The sequence below is a fragment of the Kitasatospora sp. NPDC022856 genome (assembly GCF_055561235.1).
On record NZ_JBVHHE010000009.1, the window covers coordinates 98,136 to 114,525 of the forward strand.

The 16,390-nt window shown below is 73.8% G+C and carries 15 protein-coding genes and 6 tRNA genes; 12 read left to right on the plus strand and 9 right to left on the minus strand.

Going from position 1 to position 16,390, the window contains the following annotated elements; translation table 11 throughout:
- The first annotated feature begins 93 nt into the window (after nucleotides 1-93).
- Nucleotides 94-903, plus strand: coding sequence for a TrmH family RNA methyltransferase (locus tag ACZ34W_RS13425; protein WP_329486847.1), 810 nt, complete (start codon nucleotides 94-96; stop codon nucleotides 901-903).
- A gap of 253 nt (nucleotides 904-1,156) precedes the next feature.
- Here the strand turns inward: ACZ34W_RS13425 and ACZ34W_RS13430 are convergent, their stop codons facing one another.
- On the minus strand, nucleotides 1,157-3,232 hold the full coding sequence (locus ACZ34W_RS13430) for a serine/threonine-protein kinase (protein WP_465603734.1): 2,076 nt from the start codon (nucleotides 3,230-3,232) through the stop codon (nucleotides 1,157-1,159).
- Nucleotides 3,233-3,682: 450 nt separating this feature from the next.
- Here ACZ34W_RS13430 and ACZ34W_RS13435 point away from each other — a divergent pair, with 450 nt between their 5' ends.
- Nucleotides 3,683-3,880, plus strand: coding sequence for a hypothetical protein (locus ACZ34W_RS13435; RefSeq protein ID WP_329486846.1), 198 nt, complete (start codon nucleotides 3,683-3,685; stop codon nucleotides 3,878-3,880).
- A 325-nt stretch (nucleotides 3,881-4,205) separates the two neighbouring features.
- On the opposite strand, the gene ACZ34W_RS13440 is transcribed toward ACZ34W_RS13435, so the two are convergent.
- The 4 genes from ACZ34W_RS13440 to ACZ34W_RS13455 form a co-directional block, all read right to left on the minus strand.
- Nucleotides 4,206-4,277 (minus strand) — tRNA-Val (locus tag ACZ34W_RS13440).
- A 41-nt stretch (nucleotides 4,278-4,318) separates the two neighbouring features.
- Nucleotides 4,319-4,390 (minus strand) — tRNA-Val (locus tag ACZ34W_RS13445).
- A gap of 34 nt (nucleotides 4,391-4,424) precedes the next feature.
- Nucleotides 4,425-4,498, minus strand: a tRNA-Cys gene (locus ACZ34W_RS13450).
- 40 nt (nucleotides 4,499-4,538) lie between these two features.
- Nucleotides 4,539-4,611, minus strand: a tRNA-Gly gene (locus ACZ34W_RS13455).
- 317 nt (nucleotides 4,612-4,928) lie between these two features.
- Between ACZ34W_RS13455 and ACZ34W_RS13460 the strand changes: the two genes are divergently transcribed.
- From ACZ34W_RS13460 to ACZ34W_RS13470, 3 genes are all read left to right on the plus strand, one after another.
- Entirely contained in the window at nucleotides 4,929-5,978 is a 1,050-nt protein-coding gene (locus ACZ34W_RS13460; protein ID WP_380386205.1) for a chorismate-binding protein, read from the plus strand.
- Nucleotides 5,979-6,054: 76 nt separating this feature from the next.
- Nucleotides 6,055-6,885, plus strand: a complete 831-nt coding sequence (locus ACZ34W_RS13465) for an aminotransferase class IV (protein WP_465603736.1) — start codon at nucleotides 6,055-6,057, stop codon at nucleotides 6,883-6,885.
- 78 nt (nucleotides 6,886-6,963) lie between these two features.
- Nucleotides 6,964-7,803: a GNAT family N-acetyltransferase gene (locus tag ACZ34W_RS13470; RefSeq protein WP_329486843.1), complete on the plus strand. Its 840-nt coding sequence runs from the start codon at nucleotides 6,964-6,966 to the stop codon at nucleotides 7,801-7,803.
- Between the two features lie 7 nt (nucleotides 7,804-7,810).
- On the opposite strand, the gene ACZ34W_RS13475 is transcribed toward ACZ34W_RS13470, so the two are convergent.
- Nucleotides 7,811-8,311: a DsbA family protein gene (locus ACZ34W_RS13475; RefSeq protein ID WP_465603739.1), complete on the minus strand. Its 501-nt coding sequence runs from the start codon at nucleotides 8,309-8,311 to the stop codon at nucleotides 7,811-7,813.
- 119 nt (nucleotides 8,312-8,430) lie between these two features.
- Between ACZ34W_RS13475 and ACZ34W_RS13480 the strand changes: the two genes are divergently transcribed.
- Nucleotides 8,431-8,922, plus strand: coding sequence for a hypothetical protein (locus ACZ34W_RS13480; protein WP_465603741.1), 492 nt, complete (start codon nucleotides 8,431-8,433; stop codon nucleotides 8,920-8,922).
- Between the two features lie 36 nt (nucleotides 8,923-8,958).
- On the opposite strand, the gene ACZ34W_RS13485 is transcribed toward ACZ34W_RS13480, so the two are convergent.
- Both ACZ34W_RS13485 and ACZ34W_RS13490 read right to left on the minus strand, forming a co-directional pair.
- On the minus strand, nucleotides 8,959-9,528 hold the full coding sequence (locus ACZ34W_RS13485; protein WP_352293258.1) for a CGNR zinc finger domain-containing protein: 570 nt from the start codon (nucleotides 9,526-9,528) through the stop codon (nucleotides 8,959-8,961).
- A 406-nt stretch (nucleotides 9,529-9,934) separates the two neighbouring features.
- Entirely contained in the window at nucleotides 9,935-10,348 is a 414-nt protein-coding gene (locus tag ACZ34W_RS13490) for an SsgA family sporulation/cell division regulator (RefSeq protein WP_030056266.1), read from the minus strand.
- 194 nt (nucleotides 10,349-10,542) lie between these two features.
- On the opposite strand from ACZ34W_RS13490, the gene ACZ34W_RS13495 reads away from it, so the two are divergent.
- The 3 genes from ACZ34W_RS13495 to ACZ34W_RS13505 all read left to right on the plus strand — a co-directional run bounded on the left by ACZ34W_RS13495 (nucleotide 10,543) and on the right by ACZ34W_RS13505 (nucleotide 11,520).
- Entirely contained in the window at nucleotides 10,543-11,055 is a 513-nt protein-coding gene (locus tag ACZ34W_RS13495; RefSeq protein ID WP_465603743.1) for a TIGR02611 family protein, read from the plus strand.
- 112 nt (nucleotides 11,056-11,167) lie between these two features.
- Nucleotides 11,168-11,239: transfer RNA gene (locus tag ACZ34W_RS13500), tRNA-Val, on the plus strand.
- A gap of 209 nt (nucleotides 11,240-11,448) precedes the next feature.
- Nucleotides 11,449-11,520 (plus strand) — tRNA-Val (locus ACZ34W_RS13505).
- A gap of 101 nt (nucleotides 11,521-11,621) precedes the next feature.
- On the opposite strand, the gene ACZ34W_RS13510 is transcribed toward ACZ34W_RS13505, so the two are convergent.
- Nucleotides 11,622-12,389 carry a 3'-5' exonuclease gene (locus tag ACZ34W_RS13510; protein ID WP_352293261.1) on the minus strand — a complete coding sequence of 256 codons (768 nt, stop codon included), beginning with the start codon at nucleotides 12,387-12,389 and terminating at the stop codon, nucleotides 11,622-11,624.
- 151 nt (nucleotides 12,390-12,540) lie between these two features.
- Between ACZ34W_RS13510 and ACZ34W_RS13515 the strand changes: the two genes are divergently transcribed.
- The 3 genes from ACZ34W_RS13515 to thrS all read left to right on the plus strand — a co-directional run bounded on the left by ACZ34W_RS13515 (nucleotide 12,541) and on the right by thrS (nucleotide 16,366).
- Complete coding sequence (locus tag ACZ34W_RS13515) at nucleotides 12,541-13,095, plus strand: DUF4365 domain-containing protein (RefSeq protein ID WP_329486837.1); 555 nt, start codon at nucleotides 12,541-12,543, stop codon at nucleotides 13,093-13,095.
- Nucleotides 13,096-13,126: 31 nt separating this feature from the next.
- On the plus strand, nucleotides 13,127-14,299 hold the full coding sequence (locus tag ACZ34W_RS13520; RefSeq protein WP_465603746.1) for a hypothetical protein: 1,173 nt from the start codon (nucleotides 13,127-13,129) through the stop codon (nucleotides 14,297-14,299).
- An 87-nt stretch (nucleotides 14,300-14,386) separates the two neighbouring features.
- Nucleotides 14,387-16,366 carry a threonine--tRNA ligase gene (gene thrS, locus ACZ34W_RS13525; RefSeq protein WP_359808770.1) on the plus strand — a complete coding sequence of 660 codons (1,980 nt, stop codon included), beginning with the start codon at nucleotides 14,387-14,389 and terminating at the stop codon, nucleotides 16,364-16,366.
- Nucleotides 16,367-16,390: the final 24 nt, after the last annotated feature.

The following is a 16,390-nucleotide window of genomic DNA, read 5'->3' on the forward strand; positions in this document are numbered from 1 at the left end:
ATATTTGCACTCCACACACCGACTGGCCAAGGTCAAGCACATCCCGCCCTGGGCCGTTTGGCCTTCTCCACCCCGGCTTGGCAAGATCGCAGGGTGTCCGAACCCAGCACCATCACCGACCCCGCCGACCCGCGCCTGAGCGACTACACCGGCCTGACCGACGTCGAACTGCGGCGCCGCCGCGAACCCGCCGAGGGTCTTTTCATCGCCGAGGGCGAGAAAGTCATCCGCCGGGCGATGGCCGCCGGGTACCGGATGCGGTCGATGCTGCTGACGGCCAAGTGGCTGGACGTGATGGCGGACGTGATCGCCGACACCGACGCCCCCGTCCACGTGGTCGAACCGGGGCTGGCCGAGGCGGTCACCGGTTACCACGTCCACCGCGGCGCGCTCGCCTCGATGGAACGCCGCCCGCTCCCGGACGCCGCCGAGCTGCTGGCCGGCGCCCGCCGGGTGGCCGTGCTGGAGGGCCTGGTCGACCACACCAACCTGGGTGCGATCTTCCGCAGCGCGGCCGCGCTCGGCATGGACGCCGTGCTGCTCTCGCCCGACTGCGCGGATCCGCTGTACCGGCGCGCGGTCAAGGTCTCCATGGGCGCCGTCTTCGCCGTCCCGTACGCGCGGCTGGAGCCCTGGCCGGCCGCGCTGGACACCGTGCGCGCCGCCGGTTTCGAGCTGCTCGCCCTGACCCCTGCCGAGGGCTCCGTCGACCTGGCCGCACTGGCCCCGCACCGGCTGCCCAAGGCGGCCCTGATGCTCGGCGCGGAGGGCGACGGCCTCACCCGCCGGGCGCTGGCCGCCGCGGACCGCGCCGTCCGCATCCCGATGGCCCACGGCATCGACTCCCTCAACGTGGGCGCCGCAGCAGCCGTGGCCTTCTACGCCGTCACCGCCCCGGCCTGACCCGTCACCCCTCGCTCCCGCACCCAGCTGAGGAACCCGCAGGGCGACGGCCTCACCTGCCGGCCGCCGGCGGCTTCCTCACCGGGGCCCGTACCTTCGGCCCCTCGGCCTGATCCGCACCCCGCACCCCCGCCGCGCCCTCATCAGGGCGGAGCACCGCCTTGGCTCCCCGATGGCCCACGCCATCCACACCCTGAGCCGCGGATCAGGAAGTCGGCCCGGCCGACTTCCGGTGCGTCGGTTGGCCCGCCGGTCAGCCCGTGGGGGCCGTCGGCGGGGCCGGGGCGGCGGCGGGTGGCGGGGTGACGATCGTGGTGGGGGCGCCGGGCCAGGACTCCTCGATGGTGCCGTCCGACCGCACCGAGTAGCGGGTGGAGGCCACCGCGCCGGTCTGGTTGGCCCGCTCCTCGCGGACCAGCGCGCCGTTGTCGAGCCGCCAGGCGGCGGTCGCCTGCGGATCGGCGGCCGACGAGCGGGACGCCAGCGCGACCGGCGCGTCCCCGTTGAAGGCGAACAACTGGACGAGGTCGGCCGGCACCGAGCCCTCCGCGCGGCGCAGCACCACCAGGGCCGCGGCCGCGCCCTTGTAGCGGGCCGGGAGGACGGCGCTGAGCGCGACCTGGGGCCCCGCCCCAGCCGCCGAGCGGCCGTCCCGCAGCGCGATCGCCGGGCCGCCCGCCGGGTCGGGGTAGCTGCGGTTGGGCCAGTCCACCGCCGGCCCGGCGCCCTGCGGCGGCGTCAGCGCGCCGTCACCCGCCACGCTGCCGTGGGCCGCCGCCGCCAGCGGTGTCGCGGACTGCGCCGCGCCGTCTGCCGAGAGCCCGGACGCCTGCGGGGCGGCGCCCGACTGCCCGGCGGGCCCGTTGGGTCCGGCGCTGACCGTGGCCCCGGCGCCGTGGACCGGACCGAGGCTCTGGTTGTCCCGGTTCTCGCACCCCTGCGCCGCCGCGATCGCCAGTGCCACACCGATCGTCACGGTGACGAAGACCACCAGCCGCTGCCGCAGCAACCGCCGACGGGCGGTGGCCGGGCGGCCGCCGGGGACGGGCGTGTGCTGCCGGTCGCGGGCCCGCCCGCGCGGCCGGTCCGGCCGCTGGTCCCGCTCGCGGGGGCCCGCCGCGGCGCCGGGCGTGCCGGTGCGCCCCGGCGGCGGGGTCTGCTGGCGTTCGCGCAGCGGCCGGGTGGTGTGGGCCTCGGGGCGCGGCATCGGCGCGGTGGCGGCCTGCCCCGGCCGGCCCTGCGGCCGGCGGTGTGCGACGCCGGGGTGGGCACCCGGGTGGGCGCCGTGCTGTGCGACGGGCTGGTGGCCGGCCGGCCGGCTCGCCGCCCCGGCGCGGGCACGCGGGGCGCCCGCCGGGTCGGGTCCGCGCCCCGGCGCCGGGACGCCGCGTGCGGCGGCGCCCGCCGAGCCCGGTCCGGCGGCCGAGCCGGGCCCGGGAGCGCTCGGCCGCGCGCCCGCCCCGGCGCGGCCGACGGGCCCGCGGCCGGGCCGCTCCGGCGCCGGGCCGTCGCCCGTGCCGCGCGCCGCGAGTTCGCTCAGCCTTTCGTGCAGGGCGGCCGCCCCGGGCCGCTCGGCGGGCTCCTTCGCCAGGCAGGCCCGGATCAGCGGGGCCAGCTGCGGAGGGACGTCCGTCAGGTCGGGCTCCTCGTGGACGACCCGGTACAGCATCACCTCGGAGGAGGCGCCCGAGCCGAACGGGGTGTCCCCGGTGAGCGCGTACGCGAGCGTCGCCCCGAACGCGAAGACGTCCGTCGCGGGTGTCACGGCGGCGCCGCGGACCTGCTCGGGGGCGAGGAAGCCGGGGGAGCCCACCGCCGTGCCGACGTGCGTGAGCGTGCTGGCGCCGCGGGACCAGGCGATCCCGAAGTCGATGATCCGCGGCCCGCGGGGCGAGAGCAGGATGTTGGACGGCTTGAGGTCCCGGTGGACGACCCCGGCCTCGTGCACCTTGACCAGGCCGTCGGCCAGGGCGGCGCCGATCCTGGCGGCCTCCGGCCAGCTCAGCGGTCCGCCGTCGCCGACCCGCTTGTAGAGCGAGGGCCCGGGGACGTACGCGGTGGCCAGCCAGGGTCGGTCGGTCTCGATGTCGGAGCCGACCACCCGAGCCGTGCAGCCGCCCCGGATCCTGGACGCGGCGGCGATCTCCCGGGCGAAGCGGGTGCGGAACTCCAGGTCCTCGGCCAGCTCGGCGCGGATCAGCTTGAGCGCGACCCGCTGCCCGCGCCGGTCCGAGCCGAGGTAGACGACGCCCATGCCGCCGGCTCCGAGGCGCCGGTGCAGCCGGTACGGCCCGACGATGCGGGGGTCCTCACGCCTCAGCCGCATCATCGCCATCATCGTTCCCCGTCAGCCTGTGGATGAGGCCCCGTCGGTTGGGGCATCGTCAGTTCCTGTCGGGCACAGCTTACGGACTGCCTGCTGCGGTGTGCTGATACGCAACACCTGAACCCTCCGTGCGATTGTCCGATCTTGCACTGACAGTCGCGCGCGCGGTGGCGGGAGCGTTCTCGGGGTCGGCTCTCAGGGTTCCCCCGGGGGTCCGGTGGAGGGACTCTCCCCCTTCGGTAGTAGTCCTCAAGTCGGAGCGTCATCCTCGGGGATGCCCGGAGAACAGTACGACGGCATGACGTCCGACCACCCCCTCGGGCCATAGCGTTGTCCTCAGCGGTGGACGGGGAGCTCGTCCCCCGAGGTAAGCCGTCCACCGCGTCCACTTAGACCCGTCGGTCGGCACGAGCAGCGCACGACCAGAGCGGCGCAGGAATCAGGAGTGAGGGCATGGCATCGCAGCTCACGGGGTCACCCCGCCGCCGTCGGCCGGCCTTCACCCAGCGCCAGGCCGCGGAGCCGACCAGGCACCCGGCGGTGGCGCTGGCGATCGCCCTGCCCTGCGCCGTGCTGCTGGTCATCCTCTTCGGGGGCTGGGAGCAGATGGCGAACCAGGCGCAGGCCGTCGCCGAACTGATCACCCACTGACCGATCGACCCGTGATCCCGGCCGGCGCACCTGCCCGGCCGGCCACCGAACGGGCACTGATCCCCTGGGGACGGGGAGCCAGTGCCGCCGGGGAAGGCCGCGCACCGCGTTGACCCGCGGACGGGCGGGAGCGGTGCGCAGAGCACCCCGGCAGGCGGAGATGCCGTGTACGGACGTCGGTGAGGGCGTCCGTACACGGCTCTTCTTCGTTCCCCGGCCCCCACGGCCCGCTGCGGAACGGCAGTCACGCCGGCCGCGACAGCGGTCCCGGAAACGCAGAAGGCCGGGGCCGTGATCCATGGATCACGGCCCCGGCCGGTTACTGTGCGCGATACTGGGATTGAACCAGTGACCCCTACCGTGTCAAGGTAGTGCTCTCCCGCTGAGCTAATCGCGCCTGGTGTGGCGGTCCTGCAGCAGACCCCGAAGGATCCGACGTGCGCGATACTGGGATTGAACCAGTGACCCCTACCGTGTCAAGGTAGTGCTCTCCCGCTGAGCTAATCGCGCGGGGAGGTCGCCCGGTCGAACCGGTCGTACCTCTTGGAGGTGGAGACGGGATTTGAACCCGTGTAGACGGCTTTGCAGGCCGTTGCCTCGCCTCTCGGCCACTCCACCAGGCAACACTTGAAGAACGATCTTACACTGTTCTCCATCGAGCGGACGACGAGATTCGAACTCGCGACCCTCACCTTGGCAAGGTGATGCTCTACCAACTGAGCCACGTCCGCCTGTCTCCCGGGGGCCTCACCGCTTTTGTGCGGCTGCGCTCCCTGGCGACGTGTTGAACTCTAGCGGATTCCCGGGCCAGCTAAAAATCCGTTCCCGCAGCGTGCCGCGGGGGTGCCCCCGGGGTGCCGCCCCGTCAGCCGTTCCGGGTGGCCACCGCCCCCACCTGCGGCGCACCCGACGGTCAGCCGCCGGCCACCCGGCGCACACCCGCGCGACGCCCGCACCTGCTCACGCTCCCTGCGGCGGCCCGACCCCCGCCCGCGCCCCCGACCTACACTTCAGGCACCGCAGCCCCACCAGCCCGCGCAGGAGAACCGTGTCCGGCCAGCCCGTCCCCCACAGCCCGCTCGCCCGCTTCGGCGGCCGCCTCGCCACCGGGCTGCGCGACGTCACCTCGGACCCGGCCGCCCTCGACTCCGCCGGCTTCTGGGCCGTCGTCCACGACTTCGAGGGCCGCCTCACCTGCGCCCGCTTCGACGACGTCCGCCCCGCCCCCGCGCCACCGTCCGGCGCGGGCTGGCTCGGCCCGGCCGCCGACAGCTGGCACAGCTCCCTGGACCGCGCCGCCTACGAGGCCGGCGTCCGCCGCATCCGCGACCACATCGCGGCCGGCGAGGTCTACCAGGCCAACCTCTGCCGCGTCCTCTCCGCGCCGCTGCCGGACCGGGACCGCACCGACATCGACGCCCTCACCGGTCTGCTCGCACACGGGAACCCCGCCCCCTACGCGGGCACCGTCCGGTTGCCCGGACACGGCGTCGAGATCGCGACCGCCTCGCCCGAGCTCTACCTGCGCCGCGACGGCCGCACCGTCTCCTCCGGCCCGATCAAGGGCACCGGCCGCACCGAGGCCGACCTGCTGGAGAAGGACCACGCCGAGAACGTGATGATCGTCGACCTGGTCCGCAACGACCTCGGCCGGGTGTGCGAGACCGGCACCGTCACCGTCCCCGACCTCTGCGTCGTCGAGAAGCACCCCGGCCTCGTCCACCTGGTCTCCACCGTCCAGGGCACCCTGCGCCCGGAGGCCGGCTGGCCCGAACTCCTCGGCGCGACCTTCCCGCCCGGCTCCGTCACCGGCGCCCCCAAGTCCAGCGCCCTGCGGATCATCGACGCCTTGGAGACCGCCCCGCGCGGCCCCTACTGCGGAGCCGTCGGCTGGGTCGACGCCGACCGCGGCGAGAGCGAACTCGCCGTCGGCATCCGCACGTTCTGGATCGACCGGACCGACCCCGGCGCACCCGTGCTGCGCTTCGGCACCGGCGCGGGCATCACCTGGGGCTCCGACCCGGCGCGCGAGTGGGCGGAAACCGAACTGAAGGCCGCCCGCCTGGTCGCGATAGCGTCGGGCACCGCAACCGACTGAAGCGGGACGCACACCCCCGGGCCACCACCGACCCAGGCTCACCGCACCGCGCAACCGCCTTGAGGAGCAGCCCTCGATGCAGCACCCCACCAAGAGCTGGGTCAACGGGTCACTCGTCGACTCCGCCGACGCCGCCCTGTCCGTCCTCGACCACGGCCTCACCACCGGCGACGGCGTCTTCGAGACGATGAAGGCCGTCGACGGCCGGGCCTTCGCCGTCACCCGCCACCTCGACCGGCTCACCCGCTCCGCCCGCGGCCTCGGCCTGCCCGACCCCGACCACGACCTGGTCCGCGAAGCCTGCGCCCAGGTGCTGGCCGCCAACCCGATGCCCCTGGGCCGCCTGCGCCTCACCTACACCGGCGGCATCGCCCCGCTCGGCTCGGAGCGCGGCCAGGACGCCCCCACCCTGGTCGTCTCCCTCGGTGCCGCCGCCCGCCGCCCCGACACCACCGCCGCCGCCACCGTCCCGTGGCGCCGCAACGAGCACAGCGCCGTCGCCGGCCTCAAGACCACCTCCTATGCCGAGAACGTCGTCGCGCTCGCCGCCGCCCACCGCGCCCAGGCCTCCGAAGCCCTGTTCGCCAACACCGCCGGGCAGCTCTGCGAGGGCACCGGCTCCAACGTCTTCGTCGTCCTCGGCGGCCGCCTGCTCACCCCCACCCTCGCCTCCGGCTGCCTGGCCGGCATCACCCGGCAGCTCGTCGTCGACTGGTGCGGCGCCGAGGAGACGGACCTGCCGCTGGACGTGCTGCGGGAGGCCGACGAGATCTTCCTGACCTCCACCCTGCGCGACGTCCAGGCCGTCACCCGGATCGACGACCGTGAACTCGCCGGACCGGGCCCCGTCACCACCAAGGCCCTGGCCGTCTTCACCGAGCGCAGCGGCGACGACCTCGACCCCTGAGCCCCACCACACCGGCCCCGGACTCCTCGCGGCCCCCCGGCGGATAGAACACCCGGGCGGCGGGGAAGGGACCACGACATGACCACCACGCTGCGCCCCGAGGGGCCGGAGTCACCCGCCGCCGGCGGCCGCACCAGACGCTGGCAGATCTGCGCCAACGGCCGCCCGGTCGGCGCGCTGCGCACCACCGCCATTCGCCGCGGCAATCAACTCTGGGGTGAGATATCGGAGTTGGAGGTGCACGAGGGGCGCGGCCGGGGACGCGGCACCTTCGGTGCGCTCGCGGCCGAGGAGGTGCTCCGCGGCTGGGGCTGCACCCGGGTCGACGCCGACGTCCCCGAGGCGGCGCCGGCCGCCCGCGGCCTCGCCGTCGCCCTCGGCTACACCGAGCGGATGCGGAACATGGCCAAGCGGCTCGCCGCCCCTCCCGCGCTCCCGGCCGGCGTCGCCGCGCGCCGGATCGACGCCGAGGCCTTCCCCGGGTGGCTGGCCGACGCCAAGGAGGGCTATCTGTCCGACCTGGTCTCCTCCGGCCTCGGCGCCGAGCAGGCCCGCGCCAAGTCGGACGCCGACCACCAGTCCCTGCTGCCGCAGGGCGCCGACAGCCCCGGCGTGGCCCTGCGCCGGCTCTACGGGGACGCGCCGGACCCGCTGGGCTCGCTCTGGCTTGCCCTGCGGGTCCGGGACCTGCCCGACGGCGCCCCGCTCGCCTGGGTGATGGTCGTCGAGGTGGCCGAGGCCCACCGGGGCGCCGGCCACGGCCGCTCGCTGATGCTGCTCGCCGAACGCGAGTGCCTGGCCGCCGGTGTGAGGGACCTCGGGCTCAACGTGTTCACCGGGAACGCGGTCGCGATCCGGCTCTACGAGTCGCTCGGCTACCGGGTCACCAACCGGGTCTACGGCAAGCCGCTGACCTGACCTGGCGTCAGGACGCCTTCGCCGCCTCGATGACGGCGACGATCCGGTCCCGCAGGCCGTCCTGGCTCTGCCCGCCGTCCAGCCGCTTCCCGCCGATCACGTACGTCGGGGTGCCCCGCACCCCGATCGCCTTCCCCTCGGCCTGGTCGGCGTCCACGATCAGCGTGTGCCGGCCGTCGACCAGCGCGGTGTCGACCTCCTCGGCATCCACTCCCACGGCACGGGCCACCTCCAGCAGCACGTCCTCGCCGCGAGCCGCCAGGTCGTCGACCCGCTCCAGCAGGGCCTCCACGTACGGCCACCCCAGGCCCTGGGCGAACGCCTCCTCGGCGGCCTGCGCCGCGGCGTACGCGTGCTTGTGCTTCTCCAGCGGGAAGTGGCGCAACTCGACGACGAGCGCGTCACCGTACTGCTCGCGCAGCGCCCGGACGTCGTCCAGGGCGGTGCGGCAGTCCGGGCACTGGAGCTCGCACCAGAACTCGAGACGGGGGAGGGAACCTTCGATCATGCCCCCAGTGTTCCACTAGTGGGCACCGTGCCGTCCCGGCGGTGTGCCCGGGCGCCGGCCGGAAGCGACGGGAGGTCCGACCCGATGACGAGGACAACTGGACGTGACGGAGTGCCGCCGTGCTGACGGCGACGGTCTCCTTCGTGCTCACCGCCGCGGGCGTGGCCGTCGCGGGCCTGCGCGCCTACCGTCGGCGCTACCTCTCCGCGACCCGCTGGTTCGCCGTGGCGCTGCTACCGGCCGGCCTCTACCTGACCGGTCTCTTCCCGGTGGCGCGCACGATCGGCAGCGAGCTCGCCGACTGGGCGACCAAGCTGGTGTTCGACCCCCGGGTCTGGACGGGCATCGCGCTGCTCGCGGTGTCGGCCGCCCTGCTGGTCACCACCCGCTGGGCGGGCCGCCGCCGCGCGGTGGACGCCACCGGCTCCGCGCCGGCCGCCGCCGGGCCCGCCCCGGGACGGGCCGCCGTCACCGGTGCACCGGCCGGCCGGCCCTCCGCCGCCCCGAAGGCCGCCGCTCCCAGGAGCACCGCGCCGAAGGCGGGCAAGCGGGACGACGGCCTCGGCGACTTCGCCGACATCGAGGAGATCCTGCGCCGCCGCGGCATCTGAACGCGGCGGTCACGGCGAGCGGGGGCCGGTGAGCGCTCAGGCGGAGGGCACGGCCTCCGCCGAGCGCTGGCGCGCCCGGTAGGCGGCGACGTGCAGCCGGTTCCCGCAGGTCCGGCTGTCGCAGTAGCGCCGGGACCGGTTACGGGAGAGGTCGACGAAGACGCGGGCGCAGTCCGGCGCCTCGCAGCGGCGCAGCCGCTCGCGCTCGCCCGCCGTGAGGATGAACGCCAGCGCCATGCCCAGCTCGGCCGCCAGGTGGTCGTGCAGCGCGGCGTGCGGGGCGAAGTAGTGGATGTGCCAGCCGTGGTGGTCGTGGTTGGTGAGCCGGGGCGTGGTGCCGGCGGCCGCGACCAGCGCGTTGACCAGCTCGGCGGCCTCCGCCGTGGACTCGGTGCCGAACACCTCCCGCAGCCGGGTGCGCAGCTCCTGCACCTTGCGCAGGTCGTCCTCGGTCAGCGAGTCGATCTCGCTGATCTCCTGGCGGACCACGAAGGCGTCCAGCGCGGCCACGTCGGGCAGCAGCTCGCTGCCGCACACCTCGGGCGCCGTGTTGAGCAGCTCGACGAGGATGCTCAGCGCGCACTCGGTGTCATGGGTGATCAGCACGTGGGGGCTCCTCGCGCGGAGGGGGCCGTCGGCACCCCGCGTCTACGGTCAGTCTCAGACCTTACCGGGCCCCGCAGCGGCGGGCCGCCGCTTCGGTCGAAGGCGTGTACGGATTGCGACGGGGCGTGCGGGCGGTCGTGTCGCGGACCCGCGAAGTCCGATCACCCGCCGCCGGGAAACAGCGGCGCCCGGCAGCGAGGCCGACCACCCGTACGGATGGCCGGCTCCAGTGCCGGGCGCCTGCGGTGCTGGGGCACGCCCCGGTGGGGGCGGACCGTTTCACCGGCCCCGAGTCCGCGTCGTGCGCGGCTGAGTCGTGCTGCCGTGCCCCCGAGTAGGACGGCAGCGGTGACAGCAGGGGGTTACGGCCCCGCCGACGGCGGGGCGTGACCGCCTCCGGTCGGGGTCAGCTTTCGGCGAGGATGTGGGACAGCTCCCGGTCGAGGTCGAAGTGACGGTGTTCGGTGCCGGGCGGCACGGCGGCGTCCGTGCGCTTGAGAAACGACTCAAGCGCTCGGGCCGGGGCCTCCAGCAGGGCTTCTCCTTCCGGAGAGCTCAGCGCGATGCAGACCACCCCTTGCCCGTGACTGCGCGAGGGCCAGACCCGGACGTCGCCGGTGCCGGTGGGTCGATGCAGCCCCTCCGCAAGGAGATCTCGGGCGAACACCCACTCCACCGTCTCGTCGGCGCCGGTGTGGAACGTGGCGTGCACGGCATAGGGGTCGGCGGTGTCGTAGCGCAGGCCCGCTGGGACGGGCAGTGAGGACTCGCTGGACACGATGAGGCGCAGGTGCAGCTCGCAGCTGACCGTGGTGTTCATAAGCGCCATGGCCTTTCGCTCAGTGTGCGCTCGGGGAATCGCACGTCGGCGAACGGACCATCCCACCTCCACGACCGATGTAAACCCCTCTGTCCCGATTCGGGGCCGAGTCGTACCCCTTACGGCGCATTGCGGAATCGGCACGGAGTGCCCGCCGGGGCATTACCGGGCCACTTCTCGGTTAGTTTCCTGGCATGACTGTGCGAAGCGACAAGGCGCGCGGGAACGCGGGCGGGAACACGAGAACGGGTGATGCGGTCGTGCCGGACGACTCGGGGGTACACACGCCGGACGGGGACGGGGCGGAGGACGCGGCGGGCGCCGACGGCGGCCGGCCGCTGGGCTCGCGCGCGCCGCACTTCATCCGGCGCTCCAGGCCGCTGCACCTGAGCTGGCAGGTGGCCGTCTTCCTGGTCGGCCTGGCGGTGGTGGTGGCCGGGGTGATCATGCTGCCGCTGCCCGGCCCCGGCTGGGTGGTCATCTTCCTGGGTATGGGCGTCTGGGCCACCGAGTTCGTCTGGGCCCAGCTGGCCCTGCGCTGGACCCGCCGCAAGGTGGCCGAGGCGGCGCAGAAGGCGATGGACCCGAGGGTCCGCCGCCGCAACATCACACTCACCGCGATCGGCCTGGCGGTGATCGCCGGGATCGGCGCCTGGTACCTCTGGAAGTACGGGCTCACCATGCCCTGGAAGATCGACCGGCACTGACCCGGCCGCGGCGACCGGTGGCGGCCCGTTCGGGTGACGGGCCGGGGCGGGGGCGCCGGGGCGGGCGTGTTCGGAGCACCCCGGGGGATGCGGTAATGTTTTCCCTGCACCCGGGCGATTAGCTCAGCGGGAGAGCACTTCGTTCACACCGAAGGGGTCACTGGTTCGATCCCAGTATCGCCCACCGGAATGCATTGTGATATGTGAGGCCCAGTCGATTATCGGCTGGGCCTCACATGTATTTCCGCAATCCCGTGAACTGCCGCCGGCGAATCGGACTGAGGCGCAGTCACCTTCCGCGCGGAGCGCGAGTTCTGCCGATGCGCCGGCCGCCCGGGCTGGTGCGAGTTGTACGACACCCCCCGAATGGTGCTACTGTTCTTCTCGTTGCCCGGGCGATTAGCTCAGCGGGAGAGCACTTCGTTCACACCGAAGGGGTCACTGGTTCGATCCCAGTATCGCCCACCGGACAGCACGCAGGCCCCGATCGGATACCGATCGGGGCCTGTTGCGTTCGTGGACCGAGCGACCGATCCGGCGAGCGCCGGCCGTCGCATCCGGTCCGGCTACGCCGCGACCTCGCAGCTGTGCTCCGCCGACAGCCGCCGTCCGCACCCGCAGCGGGCCGGGCGCAACGGCCAGGAGAAGTCCACCCGCTCCGGCGTCCCCGAGCGGTCGAACCAGTTCTGCAGCCCCCGGGCCTGCGCGGCGTGCCAGACCGCCTGCCGCAGGTGCAGCTCGGCCGCCGACAGCCCGCCCAGTGCCGCCGGGTAGCGCGCGCCGATCGTCCGGACCAGCCCCAGGGCCGCCGTCGCGTCGGCCGCCGCGTCGTGCGCTCCGGTCAGCTCCACCCCGTAGTGCGCGCACAGGTCGGTCAGCGTGCGCCGGCCCTTGCGGTAGCGGTCCACGTGCTTGTCCAGCACCCGGGGATCGAGCACCAGCAGCCCGTCCGGGCCGAGGGCGTCCGCCAGCGCGGTGGCCCGGTGGCGGCGCAACTCCCGGTCCAGCAGCGTCAGATCGTACGGCGCGTTCATCACCACCACGGGGTGCCCCGCGCGGCTCTGCTCGGCGAGGGCGCGGGCGATCTCCGCCACCACCGTCTGCGCCGGGCGGCCGTGCGCCCGCACCCGCTCGTCGCCGATGCCGTGGATCGCCCGGGCGCCGTCGGGTATCGGCACGCCCGGATCGGCCAGCCAGGAAGTGGTCCGCGGTGCCGCGCCCGGGCTGAGTTGGACGACCAGGGCGGCCGAGACGATCCGGTCGGTCTCGACGTCCACGCCGGTGGTCTCGGTGTCGAAGGAGGCGAGCGGACCGGTGTACCAGTGCTGCTGCATGACTGCCCCTCAGGTACTGCGGTTCCCGCCCGGGTGATACCCGCTCCTGACGCCCCTTCAACCGTTTGGCCCTGTTCGGGCCGGGCACCCTGCGATCAGACGACCCGTTCGAATCCGGACGGGCCCGCGGGCCGGGGGAGGCTACGGGGCGATGACGCTGACAGAGCCGCAGCCCGACGGGGCGGCGGCCGTCCTGCGGGGCGATCTGGCCGTGACGGCCTGCATGGAGACACTGCAGGTCGGCTATCTGCACGCGGTGGCGGCGGCGGCCGGCTGCTCGCTGTCCCAGCCCTTCCCCGACAACGGCATCGACTGGCAGGTCAGCCACGGCTCGCGCGCCCACGCGGTGGACGACGAGGTCACCGTCAAGATCCAGCTGAAGGCCACCGCACAGATCGCACCCGATCCGCGCGGACCCTTCTTCAGCTTCACCCTGGACAACGACCACCTGCGCAAGCTCGCGCGGGAGCGGGTCGCGGTGCCCCGGATCCTGGTCGTGATGCTGCTGCCGCGCCGGGTCGACCGCTGGCTCTCGGCCGGCCCGGACGCGCTGGAGCTGCGGCACTGCTGCTACTGGGTCAACCTGGCCGGACACCCGGTCACCGGGCAGCGGCGGACCAACGTCCGGGTGCCCACCGCGAAGGTGTTCGACGACCGGGCACTGTGCGACATCATGGCGCGGGTCGGCGCGGGCGGCAGCCCGTGACGGCCCGGCCCCGGCGGGGAGGAGCAGGACCATGACGCTGCCACACGGGCCGCAGGAGGTCTCCCGGGCGCTGCCCGACCCGGCGGCCGTCGACCCGGCGGTGCTCACCACGCTGCTCGCCCGGCACGGCTGGGTCCGGCGCGGCGGCCCCACGGCCCGGTACGGCCGCTGGACGCCCCCGGGCGACTCCGACCCGGGCACCAGCCTGCTGGTCCCGGCCGGGGAGGGCTTCGACGACGCCGTCGAGCTGCTCGCCGACGCCGTCACCGCACTGTCGCGCTCCCGCAGCCCGTCCGCCCGCTCGATCCTGCTCGCCCTGGCGGTGCCGGGGGACGAGCTGCAGTGGCGGCGCGAACTCCCCGGTCCGGCCGGCACCGCGCCCTGGGACGGCGTCGAGCGGCTCCAGCGGGCGGCCCGGGCGATGCTGGCGGCCGGCGCCAAGGCCGGGCGGACCAGGGCCGCCTACTTCGGCGCCCGGCTGGACACCTGGGCCGGGGACTTCCTGGAGCAGGTCCTGGTGGTCGGCGGCGGTCCGGCGGCGGACGGCGCCGCCGGACTCACCGCGTACACCCCGGCGCCCGAGGGGCGGGCGGTGGTCACCACCCTGGTCCGGGCCCTGGAGGCGCTGCGGGACGCCGTGGACTACCGGCGGGTCAGCGGCGGCCCGGAGGCCTTCGAGAACGCGGTGCAGGCGGGCGTCAGCCGGGAGCTGGTGCAGTCCGTCGAGGACCTGGTGCGCGGCGCCACGGCGGCCCAGCTGTCCGTCGCCTGGTCGGCCGCCGCCGGCCCGCCCGGCGGTTTCGGCGACCGGCGGATCGCCCTGGAGTTCTCGCCCGGGGACCTGCCCGCGCTGGAGGAGGCGGCCGCCCTGCTGGAGCGGATCGAACCGGCGGTCGCCGTCACCGTGGTCGGCCTGGTCGTCCGGCTCAAGCGCGCCGACCCCGCCGGACCGGGCACCGTCCGGCTGAAGGTGCTCGGCGGCGCGGAGGTCAGCGAGGTCCGGGTGCGGCTCGCCGACCCCGCCTACCGGGTGGCCGTCGAGGCCCACCTGGCCGGGGCTCCGGTGCGGGTCAGCGGCCGGTTGGAGCGCCGCGGCGGGTTCCGGCGGCTCACCCACCCGGGAGCGCTGGAGCCGTGCGGTCTGGAGGAGGCCGAGCGGGAGCGGCTGCTGAAGACCCTGGGAGAAGGGGGAGCGGGGGCGTAGGTGCACGGCGGGGGTGGTGCTCTCGGTACCATCGTCACGCGCAGCGCCGTGTTGCGTCCTATGAATCCAGCACGTCAGGAGAGACCGGTGACGGACGTCCGGGTAATCATCAACCGCGAACCCGATCGGGAAGAGCGCGTGGTGACCACGGGCACTACGGCCGCCGAGCTCTTCGCCGACGACCGCTCGATCATCGCCGCGCGCATCGCCGGCCAGCTCAAGGACCTCGCGTACGCCGTGCAGGACGGCGACGAGGTCGAGCCGGTCGAGATCGGCAGCAAGGACGGCCTGGACATCCTGCGCCACTCCACCGCGCACGTCATGGCCCAGGCCGTGCAGCAGCTCTTCCCGGAGGCGAAGCTCGGCATCGGCCCGCCGGTCAAGGACGGCTTCTACTACGACTTCGACGTCGAGAAGCCGTTCCACCCCGATGACCTCAAGGCCATCGAGAAGAAGATGCAGGAGATCATCAAGAAGGGCCAGAAGTTCTCCCGCCGGGTGGTCACCGACGAGGCCGCCGCCGAGGAGCTGGCCGCCGAGCCGTACAAGCTGGAGCTGATCGGCCTCAAGGGCTCCGCCGCCACCGCCGGCGAGGGCGCCGACGTCGAGGTCGGCGCGGGCGAGCTGACCATCTACGACAACCTGGACGCCAAGAGCGGCGACCTCTGCTGGGGCGATCTCTGCCGCGGCCCGCACCTGCCGTCCACCCGGCACATCCCGGCCTTCAAGCTGATGCGCAACGCCGCCGCCTACTGGCGCGGCAGCGAGCGCAACCCCATGCTGCAGCGCATCTACGGCACCGCCTGGCCGACCAAGGACGAGCTGAAGGCGCACCTCGACTTCCTGGTCGAGGCCGAGAAGCGCGACCACCGCAAGCTCGGCAACGAGCTCGACCTCTTCTCCATCCCCGAGGAGATCGGCTCCGGCCTCGCCGTCTTCCACCCCAGGGGCGGCATCATCCGCCGCGCCATGGAGGACTACTCGCGCCGCCGGCACGAGGAGGAGGGCTACGAGTTCGTCTACACCCCGCACGCCACCAAGGGGAAGCTCTTCGAGAAGAGCGGCCACCTGGACTGGTACGCGGACGGTATGTACCCGCCCATGCAGCTCGACGAGGGCGTGGACTACTACCTGAAGCCCATGAACTGCCCGATGCACAACCTGATCTTCGACGCGCGCGGCCGCTCGTACCGTGAACTGCCGCTGCGCCTCTTCGAGTTCGGCACGGTGTACCGGTACGAGAAGTCCGGCGTGGTGCACGGCCTGACCCGCGCCCGCGGCTTCACCCAGGACGACGCGCACATCTACTGCACCCGTGAGCAGATGGCGGAGGAGCTCGACTCCACGCTGACCTTCGTGCTCAACCTGCTGCGGGACTACGGTCTGACCGACTTCTACCTGGAGCTCTCCACCAAGGACCCGGTCAAGTTCGTCGGTTCGGACGAGGCCTGGGAGGAGGCCACCGCCGTGCTCGCGAACGTGGCCGAGAAGCAGGGCCTGCCGCTGGTCCCGGACCCGGGCGGCGCGGCCTTCTACGGCCCGAAGATCTCCGTCCAGGCGAAGGACGCGATCGGCCGGACCTGGCAGATGTCGACCATCCAGCTCGACTTCAACCTGCCCGAGCGCTTCGACCTGGAGTACACGGCGGCGGACGGCTCGCGTCAGCGGCCGGTCATGATCCACCGTGCGCTGTTCGGCTCGATCGAGCGGTTCTTCGCGGTGCTGCTGGAGCACTACGCCGGCGCCATGCCGCCGTGGCTGGCCCCGGTCACCGTGACCGGCATCCCGATCACCGACGAGCACGTGCCGTACCTGCTGGAGGTCGCGGCCGAGCTGAAGAAGCGCGGCATCCGGGTCGAGGTCGACACCTCGGACGACCGGATGCAGAAGAAGATCCGGAACGCGCAGAAGAGCAAGGTGCCGTTCATGCTGATCGCGGGCAACGACGACGTCGAGGCGGGCGCGGTGTCGTTCCGCTACCGCAACGGCGAGCAGAAGAACGGCGTGCCGCTCGCCGAGGCGGTCGCCGAGATCGTCGACGCGGTGGAGCGTCGCGTCCAGGTGTGACCTCCCGCCCCGCGTCAGCGGGGT